This is a genomic window from Castellaniella sp. (assembly GCF_034675905.1).
GTDB lineage: Bacteria > Pseudomonadota > Gammaproteobacteria > Burkholderiales > Burkholderiaceae_B > Castellaniella.
The window spans coordinates 55356-81896 of the sequence record NZ_JAUCCV010000004.1 but is presented as its reverse complement, the minus strand read 5'-3'; the positions used below and the strand labels follow the sequence as shown (position 1 = coordinate 81896).

The 26541-nt window shown below is 63.0% G+C and carries 22 protein-coding genes, 1 tRNA gene and 2 pseudogenes; 15 read left to right on the top strand and 10 right to left on the bottom strand.

Features of this window, described 5'->3' with window-relative positions; all coding sequences use genetic code 11:
* Window positions 1–17: 17 nt before the first annotated feature.
* Both ada and VDP79_RS05285 read right to left on the bottom strand, forming a co-directional pair.
* Window positions 18–893, bottom strand: coding sequence for a bifunctional DNA-binding transcriptional regulator/O6-methylguanine-DNA methyltransferase Ada (ada, locus tag VDP79_RS05290; RefSeq protein ID WP_323017182.1), 876 nt, complete (start codon window positions 891–893; stop codon window positions 18–20).
* Between the two features lie 183 nt (window positions 894–1076).
* Window positions 1077–1153: transfer RNA gene (locus VDP79_RS05285), tRNA-Met, on the bottom strand.
* A gap of 68 nt (window positions 1154–1221) precedes the next feature.
* Here VDP79_RS05285 and scpB point away from each other — a divergent pair.
* The 10 genes and pseudogenes from scpB to VDP79_RS05235 form a co-directional block, all read left to right on the top strand.
* Window positions 1222–1776 (top strand): annotated as a pseudogene (gene scpB / locus VDP79_RS05280) (SMC-Scp complex subunit ScpB); the annotation flags it as partial.
* A gap of 124 nt (window positions 1777–1900) precedes the next feature.
* A complete protein-coding gene (gene rluB / locus VDP79_RS05275) occupies window positions 1901–3457 on the top strand; it encodes a 23S rRNA pseudouridine(2605) synthase RluB (RefSeq protein ID WP_323017180.1) in 1557 nt (518 codons plus the stop codon).
* Between the two features lie 240 nt (window positions 3458–3697).
* On the top strand, window positions 3698–4168 hold the full coding sequence (gene rimP, locus VDP79_RS05270) for a ribosome maturation factor RimP (protein ID WP_323017179.1): 471 nt from the start codon (window positions 3698–3700) through the stop codon (window positions 4166–4168).
* Window positions 4165–5649 (top strand): transcription termination factor NusA, encoded by a 1485-nt coding sequence (gene nusA, locus VDP79_RS05265; RefSeq protein ID WP_323017178.1) that lies wholly within the window; start codon window positions 4165–4167, stop codon window positions 5647–5649. Before rimP ends, nusA begins: the two co-directional genes overlap by 4 nt.
* A gap of 56 nt (window positions 5650–5705) precedes the next feature.
* On the top strand, window positions 5706–8609 hold the full coding sequence (gene infB / locus VDP79_RS05260; RefSeq protein WP_323017177.1) for a translation initiation factor IF-2: 2904 nt from the start codon (window positions 5706–5708) through the stop codon (window positions 8607–8609).
* Window positions 8610–8627: 18 nt separating this feature from the next.
* The gene (rbfA, locus tag VDP79_RS05255; protein ID WP_323017176.1) at window positions 8628–9038 is read left to right on the top strand and encodes a 30S ribosome-binding factor RbfA; all 411 of its coding nucleotides are present in this window, start codon (window positions 8628–8630) and stop codon (window positions 9036–9038) included.
* 35 nt (window positions 9039–9073) lie between these two features.
* Window positions 9074–9832, top strand: coding sequence for a tRNA pseudouridine(55) synthase TruB (truB, locus tag VDP79_RS05250; protein ID WP_323017175.1), 759 nt, complete (start codon window positions 9074–9076; stop codon window positions 9830–9832).
* Window positions 9829–11649: a translational GTPase TypA gene (gene typA / locus VDP79_RS05245; RefSeq protein WP_323017174.1), complete on the top strand. Its 1821-nt coding sequence runs from the start codon at window positions 9829–9831 to the stop codon at window positions 11647–11649. Before truB ends, typA begins: the two co-directional genes overlap by 4 nt.
* Window positions 11650–11826: 177 nt before the next feature.
* Window positions 11827–12456: pseudogene (locus VDP79_RS05240) on the top strand (YqiA/YcfP family alpha/beta fold hydrolase); the annotation flags it as partial.
* Entirely contained in the window at window positions 12430–12909 is a 480-nt protein-coding gene (locus VDP79_RS05235) for a GNAT family N-acetyltransferase (protein ID WP_323017259.1), read from the top strand. The pseudogene VDP79_RS05240 and the gene VDP79_RS05235, both read left to right, overlap by 27 nt.
* 30 nt (window positions 12910–12939) lie before the next feature.
* Here VDP79_RS05235 and VDP79_RS05230 read toward each other — a convergent pair whose 3' ends face one another.
* The 5 genes from VDP79_RS05230 to VDP79_RS05210 all read right to left on the bottom strand — a co-directional run bounded on the left by VDP79_RS05230 (window position 12940) and on the right by VDP79_RS05210 (window position 16774).
* A complete protein-coding gene (locus tag VDP79_RS05230; RefSeq protein WP_323017173.1) occupies window positions 12940–13707 on the bottom strand; it encodes an ABC transporter ATP-binding protein in 768 nt (255 codons plus the stop codon).
* 5 nt (window positions 13708–13712) lie between these two features.
* Window positions 13713–14423 (bottom strand): histidine ABC transporter permease HisM, encoded by a 711-nt coding sequence (hisM, locus tag VDP79_RS05225; protein ID WP_323017172.1) that lies wholly within the window; start codon window positions 14421–14423, stop codon window positions 13713–13715.
* A complete protein-coding gene (locus VDP79_RS05220; protein ID WP_323017171.1) occupies window positions 14420–15109 on the bottom strand; it encodes an ABC transporter permease in 690 nt (229 codons plus the stop codon). The genes hisM and VDP79_RS05220 overlap by 4 nt, the downstream gene beginning before the upstream one ends.
* A 90-nt stretch (window positions 15110–15199) precedes the next feature.
* Window positions 15200–15988 (bottom strand): transporter substrate-binding domain-containing protein, encoded by a 789-nt coding sequence (locus tag VDP79_RS05215; protein WP_323017170.1) that lies wholly within the window; start codon window positions 15986–15988, stop codon window positions 15200–15202.
* A 114-nt stretch (window positions 15989–16102) separates the two neighbouring features.
* On the bottom strand, window positions 16103–16774 hold the full coding sequence (locus tag VDP79_RS05210) for a TIGR00730 family Rossman fold protein (protein WP_323017169.1): 672 nt from the start codon (window positions 16772–16774) through the stop codon (window positions 16103–16105).
* Here VDP79_RS05210 and polA point away from each other — a divergent pair.
* Window positions 16773–19499, top strand: coding sequence for a DNA polymerase I (gene polA / locus VDP79_RS05205; RefSeq protein WP_323017168.1), 2727 nt, complete (start codon window positions 16773–16775; stop codon window positions 19497–19499). The genes VDP79_RS05210 and polA overlap by 2 nt on opposite strands.
* A 40-nt stretch (window positions 19500–19539) precedes the next feature.
* Here the strand turns inward: polA and VDP79_RS05200 are convergent, their stop codons facing one another.
* Both VDP79_RS05200 and htpX read right to left on the bottom strand, forming a co-directional pair.
* Window positions 19540–21198, bottom strand: coding sequence for a Na/Pi cotransporter family protein (locus VDP79_RS05200; RefSeq protein ID WP_323017167.1), 1659 nt, complete (start codon window positions 21196–21198; stop codon window positions 19540–19542).
* Between the two features lie 15 nt (window positions 21199–21213).
* Window positions 21214–22089 carry a protease HtpX gene (gene htpX / locus VDP79_RS05195; protein WP_323017166.1) on the bottom strand — a complete coding sequence of 292 codons (876 nt, stop codon included), beginning with the start codon at window positions 22087–22089 and terminating at the stop codon, window positions 21214–21216.
* Between the two features lie 88 nt (window positions 22090–22177).
* Here htpX and VDP79_RS05190 point away from each other — a divergent pair, with 88 nt between their 5' ends.
* Window positions 22178–23089, top strand: a complete 912-nt coding sequence (locus tag VDP79_RS05190; RefSeq protein WP_323017165.1) for a DMT family transporter — start codon at window positions 22178–22180, stop codon at window positions 23087–23089.
* Window positions 23086–23952: a sulfurtransferase gene (locus tag VDP79_RS05185; RefSeq protein WP_323017164.1), complete on the top strand. Its 867-nt coding sequence runs from the start codon at window positions 23086–23088 to the stop codon at window positions 23950–23952. Before VDP79_RS05190 ends, VDP79_RS05185 begins: the two co-directional genes overlap by 4 nt.
* Before the next feature lie 15 nt (window positions 23953–23967).
* Here VDP79_RS05185 and VDP79_RS05180 read toward each other — a convergent pair whose 3' ends face one another.
* The gene (locus VDP79_RS05180; RefSeq protein WP_323017163.1) at window positions 23968–25119 is read right to left on the bottom strand and encodes an aromatic ring-hydroxylating dioxygenase subunit alpha; all 1152 of its coding nucleotides are present in this window, start codon (window positions 25117–25119) and stop codon (window positions 23968–23970) included.
* A gap of 199 nt (window positions 25120–25318) precedes the next feature.
* On the opposite strand from VDP79_RS05180, the gene VDP79_RS05175 reads away from it, so the two are divergent.
* Together VDP79_RS05175 and VDP79_RS05170 are read left to right on the top strand one after the other, a co-directional pair.
* On the top strand, window positions 25319–25597 hold the full coding sequence (locus VDP79_RS05175; protein WP_323017162.1) for an exodeoxyribonuclease VII small subunit: 279 nt from the start codon (window positions 25319–25321) through the stop codon (window positions 25595–25597).
* A complete protein-coding gene (locus tag VDP79_RS05170) occupies window positions 25594–26514 on the top strand; it encodes a farnesyl diphosphate synthase (RefSeq protein WP_323017161.1) in 921 nt (306 codons plus the stop codon). The genes VDP79_RS05175 and VDP79_RS05170 overlap by 4 nt, the downstream gene beginning before the upstream one ends.
* The last annotated feature ends 27 nt before the right edge of the window (window positions 26515–26541 follow it).

The following is a 26541-nucleotide window of genomic DNA, read 5'->3' as shown; positions in this document are numbered from 1 at the left end:
CGTGCAGCGCTGCTTGCTCAGGCCGAGGCTTCACGCTGCAGCAGTTCGCGCTTGCGCGCCACCCCCCAACGATAGCCTGCTATATCGCCATTGCGCCGAACGACGCGGTGACAGGGAATGGCGACGGCAAGAGTATTGGCCGCGCAGGCTTGAGCGACGGCCCGTGCGGCTTTAGGGGCGCCGATGCGGGCGGCGATCTCGGCGTAGCTGGCGGTCTGCCCCGGCGGGATGTCGCGCAACGCCTGCCAGACCCGTTGCTGAAATGCCGTGCCGCGCACATCCAGCGGCAGGTTCAGGCCAATGCCGGGCGCTTCGATAAAGCCTACGATCTGTGCGACCAGATGTTCGAAAGCCCGGTCGCCGCCGATGAGTTCCGCCTTGGGGAACTGATCCTGCAGGTCGCGCACCAGGCGATCAGGCTCGTCTCCCAGCAATATTGCGCAGATGCCTCGCTGACTTTGTGCGACCAGAATCGCGCCCAACGCGGATTGCCCGACGGCAAACCGGATCGTGGCGCCGATGCCGCCAGCCTGGTATGCCTTGGCGCGCATGCCCAGTACCTGCTCGGATGTCTCATAAAAGCGGCTGCTGGACTGAAAGCCCGCATCGTAGATCGCATCGGTCACCGTGCCGCCGGCGGCGTTCAACTCGATGCGTAGTCGGCGTGCGCGGCAGGCAGTAGCATAGGCTTTTGGGGTCAGGCCGGTCTCGGCCTTGAAGATGCGATGGAAATGAAAGGGGCTCATGGCGGCCTGCGCCGCCAGTGCATCTAACGAAGGGGCTGTTTCTGAGGCTTCGATCAGGCGGCAGGCCTGCGCCACCAGGCCGGCATGCTTGCTTGCCGTCGCCGTGTTGCGATCATCTTGATTGCGTCGCGGGGTGCTTGTGCTCATTGTGATTCCAGGGGTTCGCCGTGGATATCAGCTTAGACTGGAATCTGTTCGCAGGAACCCTGTTTCTTGCGATCGGCATGCCGCCCTGATCTGCCATTCCGGCAGGCATCGTGCAAAGGCATCGGATACGGGCCAAAATGCAAACAGGCCGGACCCTGTTGGAATCCGACCTGTCTTAAACCGTGGTTGCGGGAATAGGATTTGAACCTATGACCTTCGGGTTATGAGCCCGACGAGCTACCAGACTGCTCCATCCCGCGTCTGAAGAACATAACTATAACATAGTCTGCGAAAATAATGCAAGCAAACCTTTGGAGTTCACGATAAAATGACGGAAACGGAAATCCTGCGGGTATTGGAAACCGCCTTGTTGTGTGCAGACGCGCCCTTGCCAATGGTTCAGTTGCGCAGTCTGTTCGAAGACACGATTTCCGGGGACGACGTCCGGCGTCATCTGGCTGCCTTGCAGCTGGATTGGCGAGATGGGGGCCTCGAGCTGGTGCAACTGACCAGCGGCTGGCGCTTCCAGAGTCGTCCTGATATGCAGCGTTACCTGGGGCGCTTGAACCCCGAAAAACCGCCTCGATATTCTCGTGCCGTGCTGGAAACCCTGGCCATCATCGCCTGGCGTCAGCCTGTCACGCGGGGGGATATCGAAGACATTCGCGGCGTCACAGTATCAGCACAGATTGTTCGTACCCTTGAAGATCGGGGCTGGATCGAAGTGCTGGGCTATCGAGATGCGCCGGGTCGCCCCGCCTTGCTGGGCACCACGCGGCGTTTTCTCGAAGACCTGGGCCTGCGGGCGCTGGATGAACTACCCGCTTTGGATGCGGATGATTCCGTTCAGGTGCTGGAAACACTGGCGCTGACCGCAGCAGATGCTGACGGGTCTGACGACCTGATCGTGTCTGCGCCGGAACCGGATCCCGAACCCGCCGGGGCGCAACAGACGCCCGAGGCCTCATCATCATGACCAGAATTTTGTGAAGGAGTCACCGAACCCCATGACAGCAGAACACGACACGACATCCCATGCCCCGCAACAGCGGGCGGCAGAGCCATCGACCGGCGGCCAGGAAGGCAAGGGCGGCTCAAACCGTTCGCGCGGGGGTCGCAAGCTGCGCACGCCGTTTCGCCGCCGCCGGGGAGATGCCCAGGCGACAGAGGCTTCTGCGGATCAGGCGCCCGTCGTGGATGCTGGGTCGGCCGAAGAGGCCGATCGCGCCCTGTCTTATCTGGGGGATGGTCATCAGACCCGGCAGCGTCTGGATCGCTATCTGAACAGCGATGCGCTGATGCCCAAGCTGCATAAGGTCCTGGCCGAAGCAGGCATCGGATCGCGGCGCGACATGGAAGACCTGATCGTCGCCGGACGCGTGTCCGTCAATGGTGAGCCCGCCCACGTGGGACAGCGTGTGGGTCCCAATGACAAGGTGCGCGTCAATGGCCGTCTGGTGTCGCGTCCAAGAGCCGGAAAATTGCCCCGGGTGATCCTCTATCACAAGCCAGCCGGCGAGATCGTCAGCCACGACGACCCCGAAGGGCGCGCCACGGTCTTTGCGCGCTTGCCGCGCATTCGCAGCGGCAAGTGGTTGTCGGTCGGGCGTCTGGATCTGAATACCGAAGGGCTGCTGATCCTGACCACCTCGGGAGAGCTGGCCAACCGCCTGTCTCACCCCCGCTATGGGGCCGAACGCGAATACGCCGTACGGATAATCGGGGAACTGACGGACGAAAAACAGGCGGAACTGACGACCGGCATCCAGCTGGAAGACGGTCAGGCGCAATTCAATTCCCTGGATTACATCGGCGGCGAAGGCAGTAATCGCTGGTACCGGGTGACCTTGTCCGAGGGGCGCAATCGCGAAGTCCGGCGTATGTTCCAGGCCGCTGGCGTGACCGTCAGCCGCCTGATCCGCACCCGTTTCGGCGATGTCATCCTGCCCAGCAATCTGCGGCGCGGCCGTTGGGACGAAATCGACGATCAGCTGGTGGGCGCCCTGATGGTGCAGCTGGGGCTGATCCGGGAAGGCGGCGACGATACGGACGATCAGGCCGAGCGCCAGCCGCTGTCGCATGCCAGCGCACTGCCGCCGGGTTTCGGCACGCCGGGCCAGAATGGCCAGAACGGCGCCCGACTGAACCGTCGCGGCCGGGTCTCGGGGGGGCGCAAGGCCGGAATCGACCCCTTTACCACGGGTCTGCTGATCAGCGGCGGTCTGGCCAATGGCCATCCGGATGGCGGCAAGCAGCACGCATCGTCCAAGCCAAACCATAAAGCACGTCCCGCCAAGGCGGGTGGTGGGGGCGCCCGTTCGGGCAGGCCCGGCAAACCGGCCAAATCCCAGGCCGAAGGCCAGCCGCTCCGCGAGCCCAAGGCGTCCCGGAGCCGTCCGGCGGGGGATGCGCCTCAGTCCAGAGCGCCCAAGTCCGCCAAACCGGCTGCGCAAAAACAGAACCGACGTCCTGCTAAACCGCGTCGCCAGGGCGGGTCCGAGAACCAGCCACAAGGGGCGCATGCGCATGAATCCCAGCTGGCGCGCGTCGGTCGCGGGCGTTGATGCCTCCTTGGGTAAACAAATGCGGGAAAGTCTTATATAAGCAGAGAAATGCTGTTATAATCTAAGGCTTTACAGCGCCTTGGTGCTGTGTCCACCGAAAACCTGCTTTGCCTGAAATTGCGCCTTCAGGGTGCGCATCGGGCAGTTCGAGCAGGTTTTCGGCGGTTCCTGAACATACCTTGCGGCGGATCCGCAAGGCCGACAGAGGGCTGCGGGACAGCCCCTTTTTTTTTGGAATTTATGGCAGATATTTTTGCAGTCACCCAGCAGGCCTTGCTGGGTTTCGATGTGGAATTGGTCGATGTCGAACGCGCGCCCCTGGGGGTCTTGCGTGTGGTGATTGATCGTTCCGAAGGGGTGCGCATCGAAGACTGCGAACAGGTGTCGCGCCAGCTGTCGCATGCGTTCGAGGTCGAAAATATCGACTATCAACGCCTCGAGGTCAGCTCCCCGGGGGTAAACCGGCCGCTGCGCCGGCAGGCGGATTATGTCCGCTTTGCCGACCAGCGTATTGAATTGCGTCTGCGCGAGGCCGTCGAATCCCGCAAGGTCTTTACCGGCGTGTTGCGTGTGTCGGGCGATGAGTCGCCCGCCTTCAGTCTGGAATACGAAGACCAGACGGGCAAACTGCAGACGCTGCCATTTTCTTTTGACGATGTGGACCGGGCGCACCTGGATCCTGTTCTCGATTTCAAAGGTAAGAAGCGATGAGTCGCGAAATTCTTCTACTGGTCGACGCCTTGGCGCGTGAAAAAAACGTCGAGCGCGATGTGGTGTTCGGCGCCCTCGAAAGCGCATTGTCCTCGGCCATGAAAAAACGCTTCAAGGAAGAAGTGGATATTCGCGTGGCCATCGACCGCCTGACTGGCGAACACGAAGGGTTCCGCCGCTGGCTGGTGGTGCCCGACGAAGCCGGCCTGCAGGAACCCGATGCCCAGGAACTCTATACCGATGCCCAGGATATCGTGCCGGGGATCGAGATCGGCGAATATATCGAAGAACCCCTGGAACCCATCGAATTCGGCCGGATCGGCGCGCAGGCGGCCAAACAGGCCATTCTGCAAAAAATCCGTGATGCGGAACGCGAACAAGTGCTGAACGATTTCCTGGATCGCGGTGAAACCATCGTCTCCGGCACGGTCAAGCGCCTGGACAAGGGTGACGCCATCATCGAAATCGGCAAGGTCGAAGCCCGTCTGCCGCGTTCCGAGATGATCCCCAAGGAAAACATCCGTGCCGGCGACCGTGTGCGCGCCTGGGTGTTGAAGATCGATCATGCCGCTCGTGGCCAGCAGGTGATTCTGTCGCGTACCGCCTCCGATTTCATTCGTGAGCTGTTCGACAACGAGGTTCCTGAAATCGAACAAGGCCTGCTCGAAATCAAGGCGGCCGCCCGCGACCCCGGAGTGCGTGCCAAGATCGCCGTGGTGGCGTACGATAAGCGGATCGATCCGATCGGCACTTGCGTCGGCATGCGGGGGTCTCGCGTGACGGCAGTACGTAATGAGTTGGGCGGCGAACAGGTCGATATCGTGTTGTGGGCCGATGATCCCGCCGAATTCGTGATCGGCGCCTTGGCGCCGGCGCATGTCGAATCCATTCTGGTCGACGAAGACAAGCACGCCATGGACGTCGTCGTCGACGAGGAAAATCTGCCCAAGGCGATTGGCGCTCGCGGACAGAACGTGCGCCTGGCATCTGAACTCACCGGTTGGCAGATCAACATCATGACGCCGGAAGAAAGCCAGAATCGCCAGGACGAGGAACGCACGACCCTGCGTCATGCGTTCATCACGAAACTGGACGTCGACGAAGAAGTGGCCGACATCCTGATCGACGAAGGCTTTACGGGCCTGGAAGAAGTCGCTTACGTGCCCTTGCAGGAATTGCTGGACATCGAAGCCTTCGACGAGGAAACCGTCAACGAATTGCGCACGCGGGCACGCAATGCCCTGTTGACCGAGGCCATTGCCCAGGAAGAACGTGTGCAGACGGCCCAGGATCTGTTGGAAATCCAGGGCATGGATGCCTCGCTGGTGGCCAAACTGGCCGAGAACAACATCACCACACTGGATGATCTGGCCGAACTGGCGGCCGACGAGCTGGCCGAACTGACCGGCCTGCCCGAGGAAACCGCCAGCGATATGATCATGCAGGCGCGGGCTCACTGGTTCGAGGACGACGAGGCCTGATATTCCTCGTCGCATCGTTTCCCGTAGCCCCTTAACGTAGTCAAAGAGAGAGTCGAATGCCGAGTAACACCGTCGCCCAATTCGCCGAAGAACTGAACATGCCCGCCAATGTCCTGCTGGATCATTTCCGCTCGGCTGGCGTCCAGCTCGATTCGGTGAATGCTGACGTGACCGAGGCGGACAAGAGCGCCTTGCTGGAATCGCTGCGGCGGTCCCACGGCTCGGATTCGGGCAAAAAGGTCGTGTTGACACGCCGCAAGACGTCCGAAATCCATCAGGCGGATGGCTCGGGACGGTCTCGCACCATTCAGGTCGAAGTCCGCAAGAAACGCGTGCTGGTCAAACGGGACCGCTCCGAACTGCTGGACGCCGCGCGCGCCGAGGCTGCCCAGGCGGATACGCCAGCGGTCGAGGCTGATCTTGCAGCGGTCGAGCCGGCGCCTGTTGCCGAGGCGCCTGTTGTTGCCGCGCCGGTGGCTGATGCAGTGCTGGCTGCACCGCAGCTTGTGGAACCTGTCGTGACGCCGGCGGAAACGCCGGCGGCGCCCGAAGCCGCTCCTGAAACAGAACCGGCGCCTGCCGCGGTTGCGGATGTCCCCGCAGCGGCTGCTCCTGAAGCCCCCTCTATTGAACCCAAGCAGGAAATCGTGAGCGAAACCCCTGTCGTCGAGCCGCAGGCTGTTGCCGCCGAGACGTCTGCTGAATCCCCCGCTGTCGCGGCGCAGCCCGAATCCGATGCGGCGCCTCGTGCTGCCGCACCGCGCGCCGAGGCCTCCTCGGCTCCGGTGTCAGCGCCAGCAGCCACGCCGGGCAAGGCACGCCGTGCGCCTGCCGATGCCGATCGGGAACAGGCGCGCAAGGCCGCCGAGGCCGAAGCCGCCGCACTGCGTGAAATGATGCGCCAGCCGCGCAAGGTCCTGCGTGCCGCCGAGACGGATGAGTCCGCCACCAAGACCCTGCACAAGCCTGCCGGCAAGAGCGCCGCGAAAAAGGAAACCGAGGGCAAGAAGGTCATCAAGACGGCCGATGTGTCGTCCACCTGGTCCAACGACGGTCGCAAAAAGCCGTCCAAGGCCGATACCTTGTCCGCCGGCTCGGGCCAAGAAGCCTGGCGCGCAGGCGGCAAGGGCCGAAGCGGCAAGGGTAATCGTAGACAGGGCGGTCGTCGTCAGGCTGATCACCGCCAGGAACAGCAGCAGGTCGAGTTCATCGCCCGCGAAGTCCACGTCCCGGAAACCATTTCCGTGGCGGATCTGGCGCACAAGATGTCCGTCAAGGCAGCCGAGGTCATCAAGCACTTGATGAAGCTGGGCCAGATGGTGACGATCAACCAGATTCTGGATCAGGAAACTGCCATGATCGTGGTCGAAGAGCTCGGCCACCAGGCGATTGCCGCCAAGCTGGACGATCCGGAAGCCTTCCTGGCCGATACGGAAGCCGCCGAGGCCGAATCCTTGCCGCGCGCACCGGTCGTGACCGTCATGGGCCACGTCGACCACGGGAAAACATCCCTGCTGGACTACATCCGCCGCACCAAGGTCGCCACGGGCGAAGCCGGCGGCATCACGCAGCACATCGGCGCCTACAGCGTCAAGACCGACCGCGGTGTGGTGGCGTTCCTGGATACTCCGGGTCACGAAGCCTTTACCGCCATGCGTGCTCGTGGCGCCCAGGCCACCGACATTGTGATTCTGGTGGTGGCGGCCGACGACGGCGTCATGCCGCAGACGCGTGAAGCCATTCACCACGCCAAGGCGGCTAATGTGCCGCTGGTCGTGGCCATCAATAAGATCGACAAACCCGAAGCCAACCCGGAACGCGTCAAGCAGGAACTGGTGGCCGAGCAAGTCGTTCCTGAAGAATACGGCGGCGATGTGCCGTTCATCTCGGTGTCGGCAAAGACCGGCCAGGGGATCGACGAGCTGCTGGAAAACGTGCTGTTGCAGGCCGAAGTCCTGGAACTGAAGGCGCCGGTCGATGCACCTGCCAAGGGTATCGTCATCGAGGCCCGTCTGGACAAGGGCCGCGGCCCGGTGGCAACGATCCTGGTGCAAAGCGGCACTCTGCATCGCGGCGATGCCGTGCTGGCAGGGGTGGCGTTCGGCAAGGTCCGCGCCATGCTGAACGACACCGGCAAGCCTACCCAGGAAGCGGGTCCTTCCACACCGGTCGAGATTCAAGGCCTGGCCGAGGTTCCCGCCGCAGGCGACGAAGTCCTGGTGCTGAACGACGAACGCAAGGCGCGTGAAATCGCGCTCTTCCGTCAGGGCAAGTTCCGCGACGTCAAGCTGGCTCGCCAGCAGGCTGCAAAACTGGAATCCATGTTCGACAATCTGGGCGAGGGCGTGCGCACGCTGCCCCTGATCGTCAAGACCGACGTGCAGGGTTCCCAGGAAGCCCTGGTGCAGTCCTTGCTGAAACTGTCCACCGACGAAGTCCGTGTACAGGTCGTGCATGCGGCAGTGGGCGGTATTTCCGAAAGCGACGTCAACCTGGCGATCGCCTCGGGTGCGGTCGTCATCGGCTTTAACGTCCGTGCCGATCAGTCGGCCAAGAAATTGGCTGACACCAATGAAATCGATCTGCGCTACTACAACATCATCTATGACGCCATCGATGATGTGAAGAATGCGCTGTCGGGTATGCTGGCGCCGGAAAAGCGCGAAGAAGTCATCGGCATGGTCGAGATCCGCGAAATCTTCACCGTCTCCAAGATCGGCAATATCGCCGGTTGTATGGTGCTCGAAGGCTTGGTCAAGCGCGATTCCCAGGTACGGCTGTTGCGCAATCATGTGGTGCAGTGGACCGGTACGCTGGAATCCCTGCGCCGCTTCAAGGACGACGCCAAGGAAGTCAAATCCGGCTTCGATTGCGGGATCACGCTGCGGGGCAATAACGACATCCAAGTCGGCGATCAACTGGAAGTCTTTGAAATCAAGGAAATCGCCCGCACGCTGTAATGGCGCGGCATGGAAATCATGGGTCGTCATAAATCCAAACCGAATCCCGGCCGCAATATGCGCCTGGCCGACCAGATCCAGCAGGATCTGGCGGCGCTGGTGCAGCGTGAGCTTGACGTGGCGCGGGCCGGTCTGATCACCCTGACCGGGGTGGACCTGTCGGCGGATTACGCTCATGCCAAAGTCTATTTCACCGTCCTGGGCGCCGAGCCCGACACGGCGACGCAGGCCTTGAACGACAAGGCCGGCTGGCTGCATTCGCAGCTTTTCAAGATGTTGCATATTCATACGGTTCCTACGCTGCGCTTTGTGCACGACGTGCAATTGGCGCGAGGCATCGAACTGACTCAACTGATCGATCGGGCCAATCGTCCCCAGGCGGGCGCATCGGAAATTCCCGAACTCGAAGACCCGGACGGCCAGCCCTGACAGGGCGGTCGTCACTCATCTGAACGGATTGAACGATGGCTTCCCGACGCGGGCAGGTGCTCGACGGTGTCCTGTTGTTGGACAAACCCGAGGGCCTTTCCAGTAATCATGCGCTGCAGCGCGCCAAACGAACCGTGGATGCCCGCAAGGCGGGGCATACCGGGACCTTGGATCCATTTGCCACAGGCCTGTTGATCTGTTGTTTCGGCCGTGCGACGAAGATTTCCGGCGCCATGCTGGAAGCGGACAAGGTCTACGAAGCGACGGTCTGTTTCGGCGAGGAAACCGACAGCGGCGACCTGACCGGACATATCGTGGCCCAGGCGGATGCCGGCTTCGCCGCAGTGACGCAGGCTGCGCTGGAATCCGTGCTGACGGAATTCCGAGGCGAGATCGAACAGATTCCGCCGATGCTTTCGGCCCTGAAACGCGATGGCAAACCCTTGTACGAATATGCCCGGCAGGGCATCGTGCTGGAACGCCCGCCCCGGCGCATCACCATCCATGCCTTGGATGTATTGTCCTGCGACGGTGCGTCAGCCCGGCTGCGCGTGCATTGCAGCAAGGGCACCTACGTGCGTACCCTGGCTCAGGATATTGGCCGCCGTCTGGGATGCCTGGGGCATCTATCCGCCTTGCGGCGCACGGCGGTCGGACCGTTTTCAATCGAGCAGGCCATCGGGCTGGATGCCCTGCAGGCCATGACCGCGCCCCAGTCGGCGCTCATCCCTTTACACGCCTTGCCGGACGGACTGCGTCCGACGAGTGTATCTACCGAGGAAATCATCCTATGAAGCGAGCTTTGCGCAACGTGGCCATCATCGCCCACGTCGACCATGGCAAGACCACTCTCGTTGACCAGCTGCTGCGGCAGTCCGGCACCTTTCGCGACAACCAGCAGGTGTCCGAACGGGTGATGGATTCCGGTGACATCGAGCGCGAGCGCGGCATCACGATTCTGGCCAAGAACTGCGCCGTCGAATACGAAGGCACGCACATCAACATCATCGACACCCCGGGACACGCGGATTTCGGCGGTGAAGTCGAGCGGGTGCTGTCCATGGTGGACGGTGTGCTGTTGCTGGTGGATGCCGTGGAAGGTCCCATGCCGCAGACCCGCTTCGTGACCCGCAAGGCGCTGGCGCTGGGCTTGAAGCCCATCGTCGTAGTCAACAAGGTCGATCGTCCGGGCGCCCGCCCGGAATACGTAGTCAATGCGACCTTCGATCTGTTCGACAAACTGGGTGCGACCGAGGAACAGCTGGATTTCCCGGTGATCTACGCTTCGGGCCTGACCGGTTATGCCGGTCTGACCGACGATGTGCGCTCGGGCACCATGCGTCCGTTGTTCGACGCCATTTTGCAGTACGTGCCGCAGCGTGAAGACGACGCCGAAGGCCCCCTGCAATTGCAGGTGATTTCCCTGGACTACAGCAGCTACGTGGGCAAGATCGGCGTGGGCCGGATCAATCGCGGCCGCCTGCATGCCGGGCAGGATGTCATCGTGAAGTTCGGTCCGGAAAGCGATTCCATCAAGGGCCGCGTCAACCAGGTGCTGAAATTTCAGGGTCTGGATCGTGTGCAGGTGGATCAGGCCGAGGCCGGTGACATCGTGCTGATCAACGGTATCGAGGATATCGGCATCGGCTGCACGCTGATGGACCCGGCGACGCCCGAAGCGTTGCCCATGCTGCGCATCGACGAACCCACCCTGACCATGAACTTCATGGTGAATACTTCGCCCCTGGCCGGTCGCGAAGGCAAGTTCGTCACCAGCCGGCAGCTGCGCGACCGCCTGGATCGTGAACTGAAATCCAACGTCGCGTTGCGGGTCAACGATACCGATGACGATACGGTGTTCGAGGTCTGCGGGCGGGGCGAACTGCACCTGACCATTCTGCTGGAAAACATGCGCCGGGAAGGCTACGAACTGGCCGTGTCGCGTCCTCGCGTCATGTTCAAGGAAGTCGACGGCGTACGCTGCGAACCCTACGAGCTGCTGACCGTGGACGTGGAAGACACGCACCAGGGCGGCGTCATGGAAGAGCTGGGCCGCCGCAAAGGCGATCTGCAGGACATGCAGCCCGATGGGCGCGGCCGCACCCGCCTGGAATACCGGATTCCGGCGCGCGGTCTGATCGGCTTCCAGAGCGAATTCATGACCCTGACGCGCGGCACCGGCTTGATGAGCCATATCTTCGACGATTACGCGCCGGTGCGCGAAGGCGGCGTGGGCGAGCGTCGAAACGGCGTGCTGATCAGCCAGGACGATGGCACGGCTGTGGCCTATGCTTTGTGGAAACTGCAGGAACGCGGCCGCATGTTCGTGTCGCCTCAGGATCCTGTCTATGAAGGCATGATCATCGGCATCCATTCCCGCGACAACGATCTGGTGGTCAATCCGATCAAGGAAAAGAAGCTCACCAACGTGCGGGCTTCCGGCAAGGACGAGCATATCGACCTGGTGCCGCCGATTCCGCTGAACCTGGAATACGCGGTGGAATTCATCGCCGACGACGAACTGGTCGAAGTCACGCCCAAGTCGATCCGTCTGCGCAAGCGTTACCTGCAGGAACACGAGCGCCGCCGCAGCCAACGCGAATCAGCCTGATCTATCTGTCGTGTCGTATGGATAGAAAACGACCCCGCCCCTGATGGCGGGGTCGTTGTTTTCGGGGATCCGGTCAACGCCTGGGTAAAGATGCATGATCTTGCCGCGTGTCGCGTAAACTGGCGTCAGGCTCCGTCGTGCGCCGCCGCGCCGCCCGGGAGGCCAAGTCTGGATACTATGATTCTCTACCTGCACGGATTCCGCTCCTCTCCCGATTCTTTCAAGTCCCGTTTGATGGCGGCGGCGCTGGCCGAGCGCGGTCTGGCATCGGGCTGGCGCTGTCCGTCATTGCCCGCCAGTCCGGCGGATGCCATGCAGCTGGCCTTGCGGCAGGCCAGGGCGCTGCTGGACGCGGATGCTGCGTCCGCGGCTGAACGCGGGCAGGCAGGGACTGATGTTGCAGTCGATCGGCTGACCATCATCGGTTCGTCTCTGGGGGGCTTTTACGCCACCTGGCTGGCCGAACGCCTGGGCTGCCGCGCCGTGTTGCTCAATCCCGTCGTCCATGCCGCGCGCGACCTGGCGACGCAGGTGGGCTCGCATCGCACCTTTCATGGCGACGAGCCCTTTGAATTCCTGCCCGGCTATGTGGATGAACTGGCGCAGGCCGAAGCCGATATTCCTGTTCTGACGCGTCCGGACCGCTATTTCCTGCTGGCGGCAAGCGGCGACGAGGTGCTGGACTGGCGAGAAATGCAAGCTCGTTTTGCCGGCAGCCGCCAGCGCATCATCGAGGGCAGCGATCATGGTATGTCGGACTTCGGGCGTTGGTTGCCGGAAGTGCTGGACTTCGCTTTGGCTGATCCTGCTCAGGCCGGCGCAGCGGCGCCCGAGGCTCCTCGCGGCCGCGTCGTGACAGGCAGCTGGGATGCCCTGGGGGCTGAAGCCAGCCGTATCCGCCTGGAAGTATTCGTACAAGAACAGCAGGTGCCGCTGGAAGAAGAATTGGATCCCCTGGATGCCCGGTGCCTGCATGCCGTTGCCTACGATCCGGCTGGCGTGGCCATCGGCACGGGCCGCCTGTTGCCTGATGGCCATATCGGACGCATGGCCGTGCGTCAGGCCTGGCGCGGGACCGGGGTGGGATCCCTGCTATTGACCGCCTTGATGGATGCCGCCCGTCAGCGTGGCGATACGGATGTCGTCCTGGCCGCCCAGCTGCACGCCCGGGCTTTCTATGCCCGCCACGGTTTTGTGGAAGAAGGCGAACCCTTCATGGATGCCGGCATTCCTCACCGCCTGATGCGGCGCAGGTGCTAGCAGGCCCGCGCCCGCCTCAGCGGGGGCAGGCTATTTCAGATTGCCCGACAGAAACTGCCGCAGCCGGGGGCTTTGAGGATTGTCGAAGATATCGGCTGGCGCGCCGGTTTCTTCCGCCACGCCCTGATGCAGGAACATGACCTGGGACGCCAGATTGCGGGCAAAACCCATTTCGTGAGTCACCACCAGCATGGTGCGGCCTTCTTCGGCCAGTTTCTGCATGACTTTCAGGACTTCGCCCACCAGTTCCGGATCCAGGGCGGACGTCGGTTCGTCAAACAGCATGACTTCTGGCTCCATGGCCAGGGCGCGGGCGATCGCCACCCGTTGTTGCTGACCGCCGGACAGGGAAGACGGGTATTGGGTTTCGACCTTGGGGTCCAGACCGACTTTGGCCAGGTAGTGGCGGGCGCGTTCGGTGGCTTCGGCACGGCTGAGTTTCAGGACCTGGATGGGAGCCTCGATGACGTTGCCCAGCACATTCATGTGCGCCCACAGATTGAAATGTTGGAACACCATCGCCAGTTTCGAGCGCAGGCGGCGCAGCTGGTCCAGATCGGCCGCATGAGGTTCGCCATGCTTGTCGTGCACGATCTTCAGGAGTTCGCCGTTCAGCGACACGGAGCCCTGATTGGGCTTTTCCAGAAAATTGATGCAGCGCAGAAACGTGGATTTTCCTGATCCGCTGGACCCCAGGATGCAGATCACATCGCCGGCGCTGGCTTGTAGGGAGACGCCCTTCAGGACCTCGTTGTCACCGTAGCGCTTGTGAATATTGAGTACGTCGAGTGTGGACATGGATATTATCGGTGAGTGCCCAGATAGGCTAGTGTACGGTGTTCGTACCAGCGGAACAGCCCGATCAGGGTGAATGACAGCCCCAGGTAGAGCAGGGCGGCGATTCCGTACGAGGCAAAGGTCTGGTAGGTTGCGGAATTGGCGTCTCGCGCCACTTTCAGAATATCGGGAACCGTGGCGGTGAATGCCAGGGATGTTGCGTGCAGCATCAGGATGACTTCGTTGCTGTAGGCGGGCAGCGCCCGGCGCAGCGCCGAGGGCAGGATCACACGGCGGTAGAGGGCGAAGCGCGTCATGCCGAAAGAACGGGCAGCCTCGATTTCCCCGGCGCTGGTGGCGCGGATCGCGCCGGCGAAGATTTCCGTGGTGTAGGCCACGGTGTTCAGGGTCAGGGCCAGCACCACGCAGTTAAAGCCGCTCTGAAAGAACGTCGCCAGGGTGGGTGTGCCTTTGACCAGGTCCAGGCTGTAGACGCCGGCGTAGATGAACAGGATCTGCACGTACAGCGGCGTGCCCCGGAAGACATAGCTGAATGTCCAGAGCGGGATGGACAGCCAGCGGCGTGACGATACACGGGCCACGGCCAGAAAGATGGAGATGAAAAATCCCATGGAGACCGACAGCACCAGCAGCCACAGGGTCACGGCCATGCCCGAGAGACTGCCGTTATTGCTGTACAGATAGGCCTGCCAGAACTGGTCCAAGACGTCCATCATAGCGACACCTCGCGCACGCCCACGCTATAGCGCTTGTCCAGCCAATACAGCACGCCGTTGGAGACGGTGGTCAGCGCCAGATAGATCAGCCCGGTCAGGGTGATGAACAGGAACACCCGGAACGTGACGTTGCCGGCATCCTGGGCGACTTTGACCAGATCGGACAGCCCGATCAGGGACACCAGCGCCGTGGATTTCAGCAGGACCTGCCAGTTATTGCCGATGCCGGGCAGGGCATGACGCATCATTTGCGGAAACAGCACCCGGCGAAAGACCTGGAATTCACGCATGCCGTAGGCGGTTGCGGCTTCCAGCTGGCCGTAGGGGACTGCCATGAAGGCGCCGCGAAAGGTCTCGGCGAAGTAAGCGCCGTAGATGAAGCCCAGGGTCAGCACACCGGCGCCAAAGGGGTCGATGTCGATGTAATCCAGCCCCAGCAGGTCAGTGATGTGATTCAGGTAGATCTGCAGGCTGAAGAAGATCAGCAGCATCAGCACCAGATCAGGCACGCCGCGGATCAGTGTGGTGTAGGCCGTGGCCAGCGCGCGGGCGCTCCAGGATGTCGAGAGTTTGGCCCAGGCGCCCAGCAGCCCCAGGGCCAGAGCGACCAGTAAGGAGAGCAGAGCCAGCTGGATGGTGACCCAGGTCCCCGCCAGCAACAGCGGGCCGTAGCCGTTCAGAAACATGGAAGGCAGTCAAAAATAAGGACCGCCCGGTCGTGCACGGCCTGGTGGGCCGTCCGGGCGGTCGCGGCGTGCGGCATGCCGCACGCCGGATTATTGGGCGGGGAACTGGATCAGGCCTTCGGCGAAATATTTTTTCGCAAAGGCTTGAATGGTGCCGTCAGCCAGCATGGCCTTCAGCGTCTTGTCCACGTCGGCCTTCAGCGGGTTGCCTTGGCGCAGGCCCATGGCGATGGGGTCGTTCAGAATCGGATCGTCCAGCGTCATCTGGGCCAGTTCGTAGTCCGCGCCTTCAGGCTTGCTGAGAAAGCCTTCGACCGCGCTTTGAGCTTCCTGGAAGGTGGCGTCCAGACGACCGGCCGTCACGTCCACGTAGGCATTGGTGTAGCTGGGGTAGGACACCACGTTTACGCCTTTGGGCGCCCAGTATTTGCGGGCGTAGGTTTCCATGGTCGTGCCTTGTTGCACGCCCACGCGTTTGGCTTTCAGGGATTCAGCGGTGGGTTCCAGACCGCTGCCTTTTTTAACCATGAGCTTGACCGGCACGATGTACATCGGCGTAGAGAAGTCGATGACTTTCTTGCGGGCCTCGGTCGCCGTCATGGTGGAATTGGCCAAGTCGAATTTGCGTGCTTTCAAGCCGGGAATCAGGCTGTCGAAGGACTGGTCGATCCAGACGCACTGGCGTTGCAGGCGCTTGCACAGCTCGTTGCCGATATCGATGTCAAAGCCTTCGAGCTGGCCGTTCGGGTTGCGGTATTCGAACGGCGGGTAGCCGGCTTCGGTGGCGATTTTCAGTTCCTGGGCATCAGCAGCCGAGCTGGCGGCAGGCATGAATCCCGCTGCGATCAGCAATGCGGCGCCAATCAGAGTCGTTTTCATCGGAAGATTCTCCTGTGGGGCCGGGCGCAAAAGGGGGGGTCGCCCGGTGATGGCAAGGCGTGATGTTACCCCAGGTCGTGCTTGGGTCGCATCAAGCATTACCCGTAGATGGGTCTATTCGGGCAGCGCAGGTTCGCGGCTGGGTTCGATCTGGACGGCGTCCTGGATCTGGCGGATGACTTCGTCCAGATCGTCGGTGACGGTGATCAGATCAACGTCAAAGGGGCTGACCGTGCCGTTGGGGACCAGTTGGTCGCGGACCCAATCGATCAGGCCGGACCAGAACTCGGTGCCCACCAGAATGATGGGAGCCGGGGGCTGTTTCATCGTCTGGACCAGGGTGACGGCTTCGAACAGTTCGTCCAGCGTGCCGAAACCGCCCGGCAGCACGACGTAGGCCAGGCTGTGCATGAAGAACGAGGCCTTGCGCGAATTAAAGTATTCAAAGTGCAGGCTGTCGGTCTGGTAGGCATTGTCGGAATTTTCGCGCGGCAGGCGGATGTTCAAGCCGATGCTGCGCCCGCCGGCGTCGAAGGCGCCCCGGTTGGCGGCTTCCATCAGCCCCGGCCCGCCGCCGGCGATCACCGGCACGCCCAATTGCGCGATGCGGGCGCCCAGTTCCTGGCCCAGTTCGTAGAAGGGATGGCCGCGTGGAATGCGGGCGCTGCCGAAAACGCTGACGCCCAGGCCGATTTTCTGGAAAGCGGCGGCGGCGGCGCGCATCTCTGCAATAATCGTGGGAATCTGTTGTTCTGCCGAGACTCGTTTTGTTTTATTGTCTGTCATGAAAAAAACCTTGTTGCTTGTCGATGGGTCCAGCTATCTGTACCGCGCTTATCATGCGATGCCTGATCTGCGCAATGCGCAGGGCGAACCCACGGGTGCCTTGTACGGCGTTATCTCCATGTTACGGAGGCTGATGCACGATTACAAGGACGCGGCGCGGTACGGCGCCTGCGTTTTTGACGCCCCCGGCGGATCGTTTCGGGAACAGCTCTACCCGCAGTACAAGGCCAACCGGCCGTCCATGCCGGACGACCTGCGGACCCAGATCGCCTCTATTCATGAGGCGGCGGCGGCGCTGGGCTGGACGGTGATTATGACGCCTGGCGTCGAGGCGGATGACGTCATCGGCACGCTGGCGCGCCAAGCGGCCGAAGACGGCTTTTATACCATTATTTCGACCGGCGACAAGGATCTCGCCCAGTTGGTGAACGACCAGGTGGAACTCATCAACACCATGTCAGGAGAGCGCCAGGACCGCGAAGGCGTCATCCGCAAATTCGGCGTGCCTCCGGAGCGCATCATCGATTACCTGATGTTGACGGGTGATACGGTAGACAATGTGCCGGGAGTGGACAAGGTCGGCCCCAAGACCGCCGCCAAATGGTTGAATGAATACGGCAGCATCGAGGCGCTGGTGGACCGGGCTGCCGAGATCAAGGGCGTGGCGGGCGCCAATCTGCGCGAAGCCATCGCGCATTTCCCCCTGACCCGGGAACTGCTGACGATCAAACTGGACTGCGATCTGCCGCCAGGCCATGCGGCGGCCGACATGGAGCTGCGGACTCCCGATGATGCCGTGCTGACCCGCCTGTACGAAACCTACGGTTTTCGCACCTGGCTGCGCGAGATCTCCGGCGATTCCGAACGCATTCCGCAGCAGGATGCGCGGGCCGCTCAGCCTGCGGCGATCCCCCAGGCGCCGGATCAGCTGCGTTATGAAACGATTCTGGACCAGGCGCATTTCGCGCAGTGGATGGACAAGCTGAGAGCTGCGCCACTGGTCGCCCTGGATACTGAAACCACCAGCCTGGACCCTATGGCTGCTCGCCTGGTGGGTCTGTCGGTGGCGGTCGAGCCTGGTCATGCGGCGTATATTCCGGTCGGACATCGGGCCCCCGGCACGCCCGATCAGCTGGATCGGGCCTGGGTGTTGGAACAGCTGCGTCCCTGGATCGAGGATGCTGCCGCCCCCAAGCTCTTGCACCATGCCAAATATGATGCGCACGTCTTTGCCAACGAAGGACTGGAACTCCTGGGCGTGCAGCACGACACCATGCTGCAGGCCTATGTGCTGCAGTCGCATCGGCGGGTCAATCTGCAGGATCTGTGTATTCAATGGCTGGGTGTGACCGGCACGACCTACGAAGATCTGTGCGGCAAAGGCGCCAAGCAGATCGGTTTCGATGAACTGGATCTGGAAAGCGCAGCACATTATGCAGCCGAAGACGCCGACTTCACCTTGCGCCTGCATCAGGTGCTATTGCCGCAGGTGCAGGCCGAACCCGGCCTGCTGCGTACCTACGAACTGGAAATCCAGACGTCCGAGGTCCTGACCCGCATCGAGCGCAACGGCGTCGCCATCGACGCCCAGGTGCTGGCCAAGCAAAGCCACGAGCTGGGGCAGCAGATGATCGATCTGGAATCGCAGGCGCATGCGCTGGCGGGCCAGCCCTTCAACCTGAATTCGCCCAAACAGCTGGGTGAGATTCTATTCACGCAGATGCAGCTGCCGGTGTTGCGCAAGACCGCCGGCGGGGCGCCCTCGACCGACGAGGAAGTCCTGACGCGGCTGGCCGCGGATTACCCCTTGCCGCGCCTGTTGCTGGACTACCGGGGCATCGCCAAGCTGAAATCCACCTATACCGACAAGCTGCCCCGCATGATCGATCCGCGTACCGGACGGGTGCATACACGGTACGCCCAGGCCGCCGTCATCACCGGGCGCCTGGCGTCGTCCGATCCCAATCTGCAGAATATCCCGGTGCGTACGGCCGAGGGCCGGCGGGTGCGTTCTGCTTTTGTATCCAGCCTGGGCAGCATCGTGTCGGCCGACTATTCCCAGATCGAACTGCGGGTCATGGCGCACGTGTCGGGCGACGACAACCTGCGCCGCGCCTTTGCCGAAGGCCAGGATATTCACCGCGCCACGGCGGCCGAAGTCTTTGGCGTGGCGCCGGACCAGGTGGACGCCGAACACCGGCGGGCGGCCAAGGCCATCAATTTCGGTTTGATCTACGGCATGGGTGAATTCGGCCTGGCGTCCAACCTGGGCATTACCCGGGCGGCCGCCAAGTCCTACATTGATCGCTATTTCATGCGCTATCCGGGGGTGGCCGAATACATGGACCGCATCCGTCGTCAGGCGCGGGAACAGGGGTACGTAGAAACGGTCTTTGGGCGGCGCCTGTACTTTCCAGAGCTGGCGGGCGCCAAGGGTCCCCGCGCCGCCGCCGCCGAACGCGCCGCCATCAATGCGCCGATGCAGGGCACGGCTGCCGATCTGATCAAGAAAGCCATGGTTGCCGTGCAGGACTGGATGTCGGCGGACAATCTGCGCAGTCTGATGGTGATGCAGGTGCATGACGAGCTGGTCTTCGACACGGTGCCCGACGAAGTGGATGTTCTGCGGCAACGCGTGCCTGAATTGATGGCCGGGGTGGCGGAACTGGCCGTGCCGCTGGTGGCCGAAGTCGGGGTGGGACGCGATTGGGGCGAGGCGCACTAGGGGGCGCCTGCGCTGCACGGCGGGCGGATGCCGGCGGTGTTCAGTCGGTCTCGCGCAGCCGGTTGGGCAGCAGTTCGCCGTAGCGCGCCAGGACCGGGTAGGCGGCGGCGTTGACCAGATAGGCGTTGACGCCTCCCGTGTCGCGCAGGACTTCCAGATAGAAGGCGCCGACATCGGCGACGTCGATCCGGCCGGTCTTGATGCGCTCCAGGTGGCGGTCGGCGGCCTTGGTCTCCAGGTTGCGAAAATACTCTTTTTCGAATGCCAGATTGCGCGCCACCTGGCGGTCGCCGGACACGAACAGGGATGCCGCCTGACGCAGGTTGCGCAGCAGGCGATCCAGCGTGCTGCTCAGTTCAGCCTGCTGTTCGCTGTCCAGCGCCCAGTGCTTTTTGTGCAGACGGCTGGCATGGCCCAGCAGCCCCATGCCCGAGACGCTGGCCGCATGGGCCATGTTCATGGAGAAGCTCAGGATGGCTTTCAGATACTGTTCGTCGTCAGGGCTGAGGCTTTCTTGGTCCAGCGTTGCCAGGTAGGTGGTGACGGATTGGTCCAATTCGCCGATGACGCTGTTCAGATAACGGGCGCGGCCAATGGCCTGGCCGTCGTCTTGCAGCAGGGCGCGTTGCGTCAGCTGCAAGGATTCGCGCAGCAGGTCCGTCAGGCGCAGGGCTTCCCGTGCGGCCTGACCCAGCGCTACGGCGGGCACTTCGCGGGCGGATTCGTCCAGGTAGCGAGGACGGGCGGGGTCGTCCGGGTTGCTGCGTTGCGGCAACAGCCGCTGAAGCAGGCGGGCGTAGGGCCGCAGCAGCGGCATGAAGCAGGCGGCCACGATCAGGTTGAAGATCAGGTGGAAATTGGCCACGCCGTGGGCCGAGTCCTGGCCCAGCGCCTGCATGATGTCGGGCGCCCAGGGCAGCAGCGCCATGCCCAGCAGGCAGCCGATGATCCGGGTGCCCAGATTGCCCGCGGGCAGCCGGCGAGACGCCGGGTTATCATCATGACCGCCTTCCAGCACCGGGTTGATGGCAGTACCCAGATTGGCGCCCAGCACCAGGGTGTAGGCCAGCGTGGGATCGGCTAAGCCATGGTGCGCCAGCGACATGATCAGCACCACGACCGCTACGCTGGAATGGGAAGCCCAGGTCAGTGCGGTGCTGGCCAGCAACGCCAGCAAAGGCGCCTCGCCCAGGGCCTCGAGCGCCGTGCCCAGCATGGGCGCGCTGTTCAGCGGTTCGAACATGGAGACCAGTTCGTCCAGAGACAGCAGCAGCAGGCCCAGGCCGATGAACGCCCGTCCCAGATCCCGAGTGCGGCCAGGGGCATAGTGGCGGAACATCCAGACGCCGATCAGGATCAGGCCGGGCGCCAGCATCGTCGGATTGAAGGACAGCGCCTGCACGATCAGGGTCGTGCCGACGTTGGCCCCCAGCATGGCGGCCAGGCCGGGCACCAGAGAGACCAGGCCATCCATCGCAAAGCCGGCGATCATCAGGCCGGTGGCGGTGCTGCTTTGGATAGCGGCGGTGACGAGCAGGCCGGTGCCGAATGCGCGGGGCAAAGACCCCATGGCACGGCCCATCCACAATCCCAGGTTCTTGCCGAAGGCCCGCTGTACGCCGGTCTGCACCATGTGCACACCCCATAGCAGCAGGGCGATGAAACCGCTGAAGGCGACGATGACCTGGAGTTCTCTCATGGGCGGGCCGGATGCTTAAGCCTGCTGGCGGCGCAGGGCTTCGATGCGCTGCTCGATGGGCGGGTGCGAGGCGAAGAGGGCGCCCAGCCCGCCGCCGGCGATACCGGCTGCCTGGAAGGATTTAGGCAGCTCGCCGGCCTCGACCCCGCCCAGCCGCGCCAGCGCCCGGATCATGGGTTCGCGGGCGCCCAGCAGATGGGCGGAGCCCGCATCGGCCCGATATTCGCGCTGGCGGGAAAACCAGGCGACGATGATCGAGGCGATGACGCCGAACAGGATTTCACAGACAAAGACGCTGGCGTAGTAGCCCATGCCCACCCCGCGCTCGTTTTTCAGGATGGCGCGGTCGATGAAATAGCCCACCAGGCGCGAGAGAAAAATCACGAAGGTGTTGACCACGCCCTGGATCAGGGTCAGCGTGACCATGTCGCCGTTGGCGATGTGCGCGATCTCGTGTCCCAGGACGGCGGTGACTTCTTCTTCGGTCATGGATGACAGCAGGCCGGTCGAGACCGCCACCAGGGAATCATTGCGAAAGGCGCCGGTGGCAAAGGCGTTGGGGGCGCCCTCGTAGATGGCGACTTCGGGGCGGCCGATGCCGGCGCGGTCGGCCAGTTGATGCACGGTGTCGACCAGCCAGGCTTCACGCGGGTTGCGCGGGGCTTGCGGGTCGATGATCTGGGCGCCCGTACTGGTCTTGGCCATCCATTTGCTCATCAGCAGCGAAATGATGGAACCGCCAAAGCCGATCACGGCGGCAAAGACCAGCAACTGGGCGGGGTTGATGCCGTTGGCCGTCAGGTAGCGGCCAACGCCCAGCAGGTTCATGGTGATGCTGAGCACCAGCATCACCGCCATATTGGTTGCAAGGAACAGGATAATGCGCTTCATGTGAAAGACGGCTCCGCGAGTCGGGTTTTGATGTGCTCAAAGTGTATAGTATCGGCTTTGAGAACTGTATCCTGTTGTGGTGACAAACATGCAGTCCTTATGGATGTTGCTGGCCTGTGCGATGTTCGCCATGATGGGGGCCTTCGTCAAGGTTGCAGCCGATCTGGGCGCCACGCTGCCCGAAATCGTGCTGTTTCGCGGCATTCCTTCTGTGCTGCTGCTGTTCTTCTGGGCCCGTTCCACCCGCCGAACCCTGAGCCCCACGCGCTGGCGCCCGCACATCTGGCGCAACATCAGCGGCATCGTGTCGATGTGGCTGGGGTTTTTCGCCTTGTCGCACCTGGCCCTGGCCACCGCCGTCAGCCTGAACTACACCGCGCCGCTGTTCATTGCCGGCTGGCTGCTGTTTTTTGGCGGCGCTCAGCGTGATCCGATCCGTATCCTGGCGGTGCTGGCCGGGTTTTTGGGGGTGCTGGGCGTGCTGCGGCCCAGTGTCGAACGCGACCAGTGGCTGGCAGCCCTGATGGGGCTGGGCGGCGGCGGGTTGGCTGCCGTGGCTATGATGCAGATCCGCCAGCTGGGCCGGATCGGCGAACCCGAATGGCGCACGGTGCTGCTCTTTTCAATCGGCGTGTGCGCAAGCGGTCTGGTCGGCGTCGGTGTGCAGGGCTGGCGCACGAGCGACCCTCTGACGCTGTTGACCCTGATGGGCTTGGGCCTGGCGGGCCTGGTCGGGCAGCTGACCATGACGCGCGCCTTCGGTCTGGGGTCTACCCTGTTGACGGCCGCCTTGCAGTACACCACCATCATCTTTGCCGCGCTGATCGGCGTTCTGTTCTGGGGCGACCGGCCGGCGCCGCTGGCCTGGGCCGGCATGGCGCTGATTATCGGCTCCGGCTTGCTGTCGGTGTGGCGCACGCATATGGAATCCCGCACCCTGCATGATCGTGGGCATTCGCCAGCAGAGGTTTCGCAGACCAAGGAGGTAAACCCATCATGACCGACCTATTGATTCAGGCCGAGGCATTGCAAGAGCGCTTGAGCCGCCCGGGCTGCCTGGTGTTCGACGTGCGCCATGAGCTCTCGGATCATCAGGCCGGTCGACGCGCCTACGAGGCCGGCCATATCCCGGGAGCCCTGTATCTGGATCATGAAACCCAGTTGTGCGCGCTGCGGTCCGGACGCAATGGCCGTCATCCCTTGCCGGACCGGGCGGATTTCGCTGCCTTGTTGCGCGCTCAGGGGCTGACGGCGCGCTCGGATGTTGTGGTCTATGACGCCGGCAACAGCATGTTCGCCGCTCATCTCTGGTGGATGCTGCGCTGGCTGGGGCACGAATCGGTGGCCGTGCTGGATGGCGGCTGGGCGGCCTGGCAGGCCACAGGCGGTGCAGTGGAAACTGGTGCGCGGGTTGCGTCGGTCAGCGAAGCCCAGGCCCTGCAGGGCCTGGTGCTGACGGGGCAGCCGTCCATGCCCTCGGTGGATGCTCGGGCGGTCTTGGCGAATCTGGATGAACCGCGCTTCACAGTGCTGGATGCCCGGGCGCCCGAGCGTTTCAGCGGCGAGGTCGAGCCCATTGATCCGGTGGGCGGCCATATTCCCGGCGCCGTGAATCGGCCCTTCGTGCAGAATGTGGAATCCGACGGACGATTCAAGTCTCCAGCGCGTTTGCGCCAGGAATTCGAATCCCTGCTGGGTGACCGGCTGGATCATGGCATCGTGCACCAGTGCGGCTCGGGTATCACGGCCTGCCACAATGTCTTTGCAATGGAATTGGCCGGTTTACGGGGTTCTGCCCTGTATCCGGGATCCTGGAGCGAATGGTGCAGCGACCCGGACCGTCCGGTAGCGCGCGGCCGCTGAGCCATCAGGCGGGCATTACGCCCGCCGGTCGTCCGGTTGGTTCATCAAACGCCGGTACCAGGCATGGAAATGCGCCATGCCGTCTTCCAGGGGGCTCTGGTAGGGGCCGCATTCGCTGACGCCCCGGCTCAACAGGGCGCGCCGCCCGGCATCCATGCGTTCGGCGATCTCGTCGTCTTCCACCGCGGTTTCCATGTAGGCAGCCCGTTGCGCTTCGATGAATTCGCGCTCGAAGGCGACGATTTCCTCGGGATAGTAGAACTCGATGACGTTGACCGTTTCCTGGGGGCTGACCGGGTGCAGGGTGGATAGCACCAGCACATGGGGGTAGAGCTCGATCATATGGGTGGGGAAATACGTCACCCAGATAGCGCCGAAGTCCGGCGCCGAACCGGATCGGTAGTGCAGCAGGCGGTCGTGCCACTGGCGGTAGATGTCCGTGCCGGGCTGCGTCAGGGCCTGGTGCACGCCGACCGTCTGCATGCTGTGGCATTCGCCGAATTCCCAGCTCAGATCGTCGCAGGTCACGAACTGCCCCAGTCCGGGATGGAAGGGGCCGACGTGGTAGTCCTCCAGGTAGACCTCGATGAAGGTCTTCCAGTTGTAGCGGCAGGTATGGGTTTCGATATGGTCCAGCTGATAGCCGCTGAAGTCGAATGCAGGGCGGTCGAACAGATCGTCCAGATCCCGGCTGGGATCGCGGTTTCCTTCGAATAGCAGGCCATGGTAGCGGTGCAGGGGGAAATCCGTCAGCCGGAGATCGGGTTGTTCTGGAAACAGCGGCGCATCCAGCAGCTTGCCCTGGGGATCGTAGCTCCAGTGATGCACCGGGCACAGGATGCGGCCTCCCGTTTGGCACAGATTGCCGGCGGCGCAGGAGGCGTCCTTGCCGTCCTGGCTGCCCAGCATCAGGGCTTGGCGATGGCGGCAGACATTGGACAGCAGGCGGATGTCGTGGCGGTCACGCAGCAGCACGCGTCCGCCGCCTTCGTGGGTCAGGGTGCGCCAATCGCCGGATTCGGGCACCATCTGTTCGTGGCCGACATAGCGGGCGCTACGGGCGAAAATCCGCTCGCGCTCCTGTGCCAGGATTGCTGGGTCAAAATAGTGGTGGACAGGCAGCTGGCTGGATAGATCCGCGCCGGCAGGGATGCTTGGGTGGCTCATGATTCCCCCGCAGAGAAAGAAGCCGGCTGGCGATGCCGGTGCGAAGAAAAACACCCGTCGAAGACGGGCCAGGGGCAAAAATTGTACCCCAGCCCTGTCTGCATGCTTTTTGAGGCTTCTCCAGAGGGCGTCCGCAGGCATTTTCACCCAGCCCCAGGGTTCTCGTACAATCCAGTCTGGACTTCAATGATGAAACCCCATGGTCAAGGAAAAAACTGCGCCGCGCCCCGATGATTCGCAGGCTGTCGAGGCATTGCCCGCCGATTTCGAGTCGGCGCTGGTCGAGCTCGAGTCGCTGGCCGCCCGCATGAATGACGGCAATCTGGGCCTGGAAGAATCCATCGCGCTGTACCAGCGCGGTGTGGCGCTGGCGCGCGTCTGCCAGCAGCGGCTGGATGCCGCCGAGCAGCAGGTGCAGGTATTGCAGGGGCAGCTGCTGGAACCCTTCGAGGGAGCTCAGGGGCAGGATGCGTCATGACGGCGGTTTCAGCTGGCTTTGATCCGTGGCTGCGGGATACCGTGTCGCATGTCGGCGCGGTACTCGATGAATTGCTGCCGCCCCTGGAAGACGATGGTCCTGCGCGACTGCACGAGGCCATGCGCTATGCCGTGCTGGGTCCAGGCAAGCGTATCCGGGCGGCGCTGGTGTTGGCAGCGGGCGAGGCCAGCTGCACGCAGGGCGTGGCCTTGCCCGCCCAGAATCTGGCGCTGGACGGCGCTGCCGCCGCGGTCGAATTGATTCATGCGTATTCCCTGATTCATGACGATTTGCCGTGCATGGATGACGACGATATGCGCCGCGGCCGGCCGACTGTCCATCGGCAGTTCGACGACGAGGCCCTGGCCATGCTGGCGGGCGATGCGCTGCAGCCGCTGGCCTTTGATTGCCTGGCGCAGATGCCGATTGCGCCGGCGCTGATCGTCCAGGCGGTGCAGCTGCTGGCCCGGGCGGCCGGAGGAGACGGCATGGTGGGCGGGCAGGCGATCGATTGCGCCAGCGTCGGCCATGCCTTGTCGATCGAATCCCTGCAGCGCATGCATCGCATGAAAACAGGCGCCCTGCTGGAAGCCAGCGTCCTGCTGGGCGGCGTGGTGGCCGGGGCTAGTTCCACGGTGCGTACCGGCCTGGAGTCCTACGCGGCCGCCATGGGGCTGGCATTTCAGGTGGTAGATGATATTCTGGATGTGACGGCGGATTCCGCGACGCTGGGCAAGACCGCAGGCAAGGACGCCGCGCAGGGCAAGCCTACCTATGTATCCATCCTGGGGCTGGATGCCTCCCGGGCATTGCTGCTGGATCTGCATGAGCAGGCCCGCCAGGCCCTGTTGCCGCTGGGGCCGTCGGCCTGCCGGTTGCGCGAACTTGCCGATTACATCATTGGCCGGACGCACTGATGACATGCGCGCCGAGCCGACATGAAG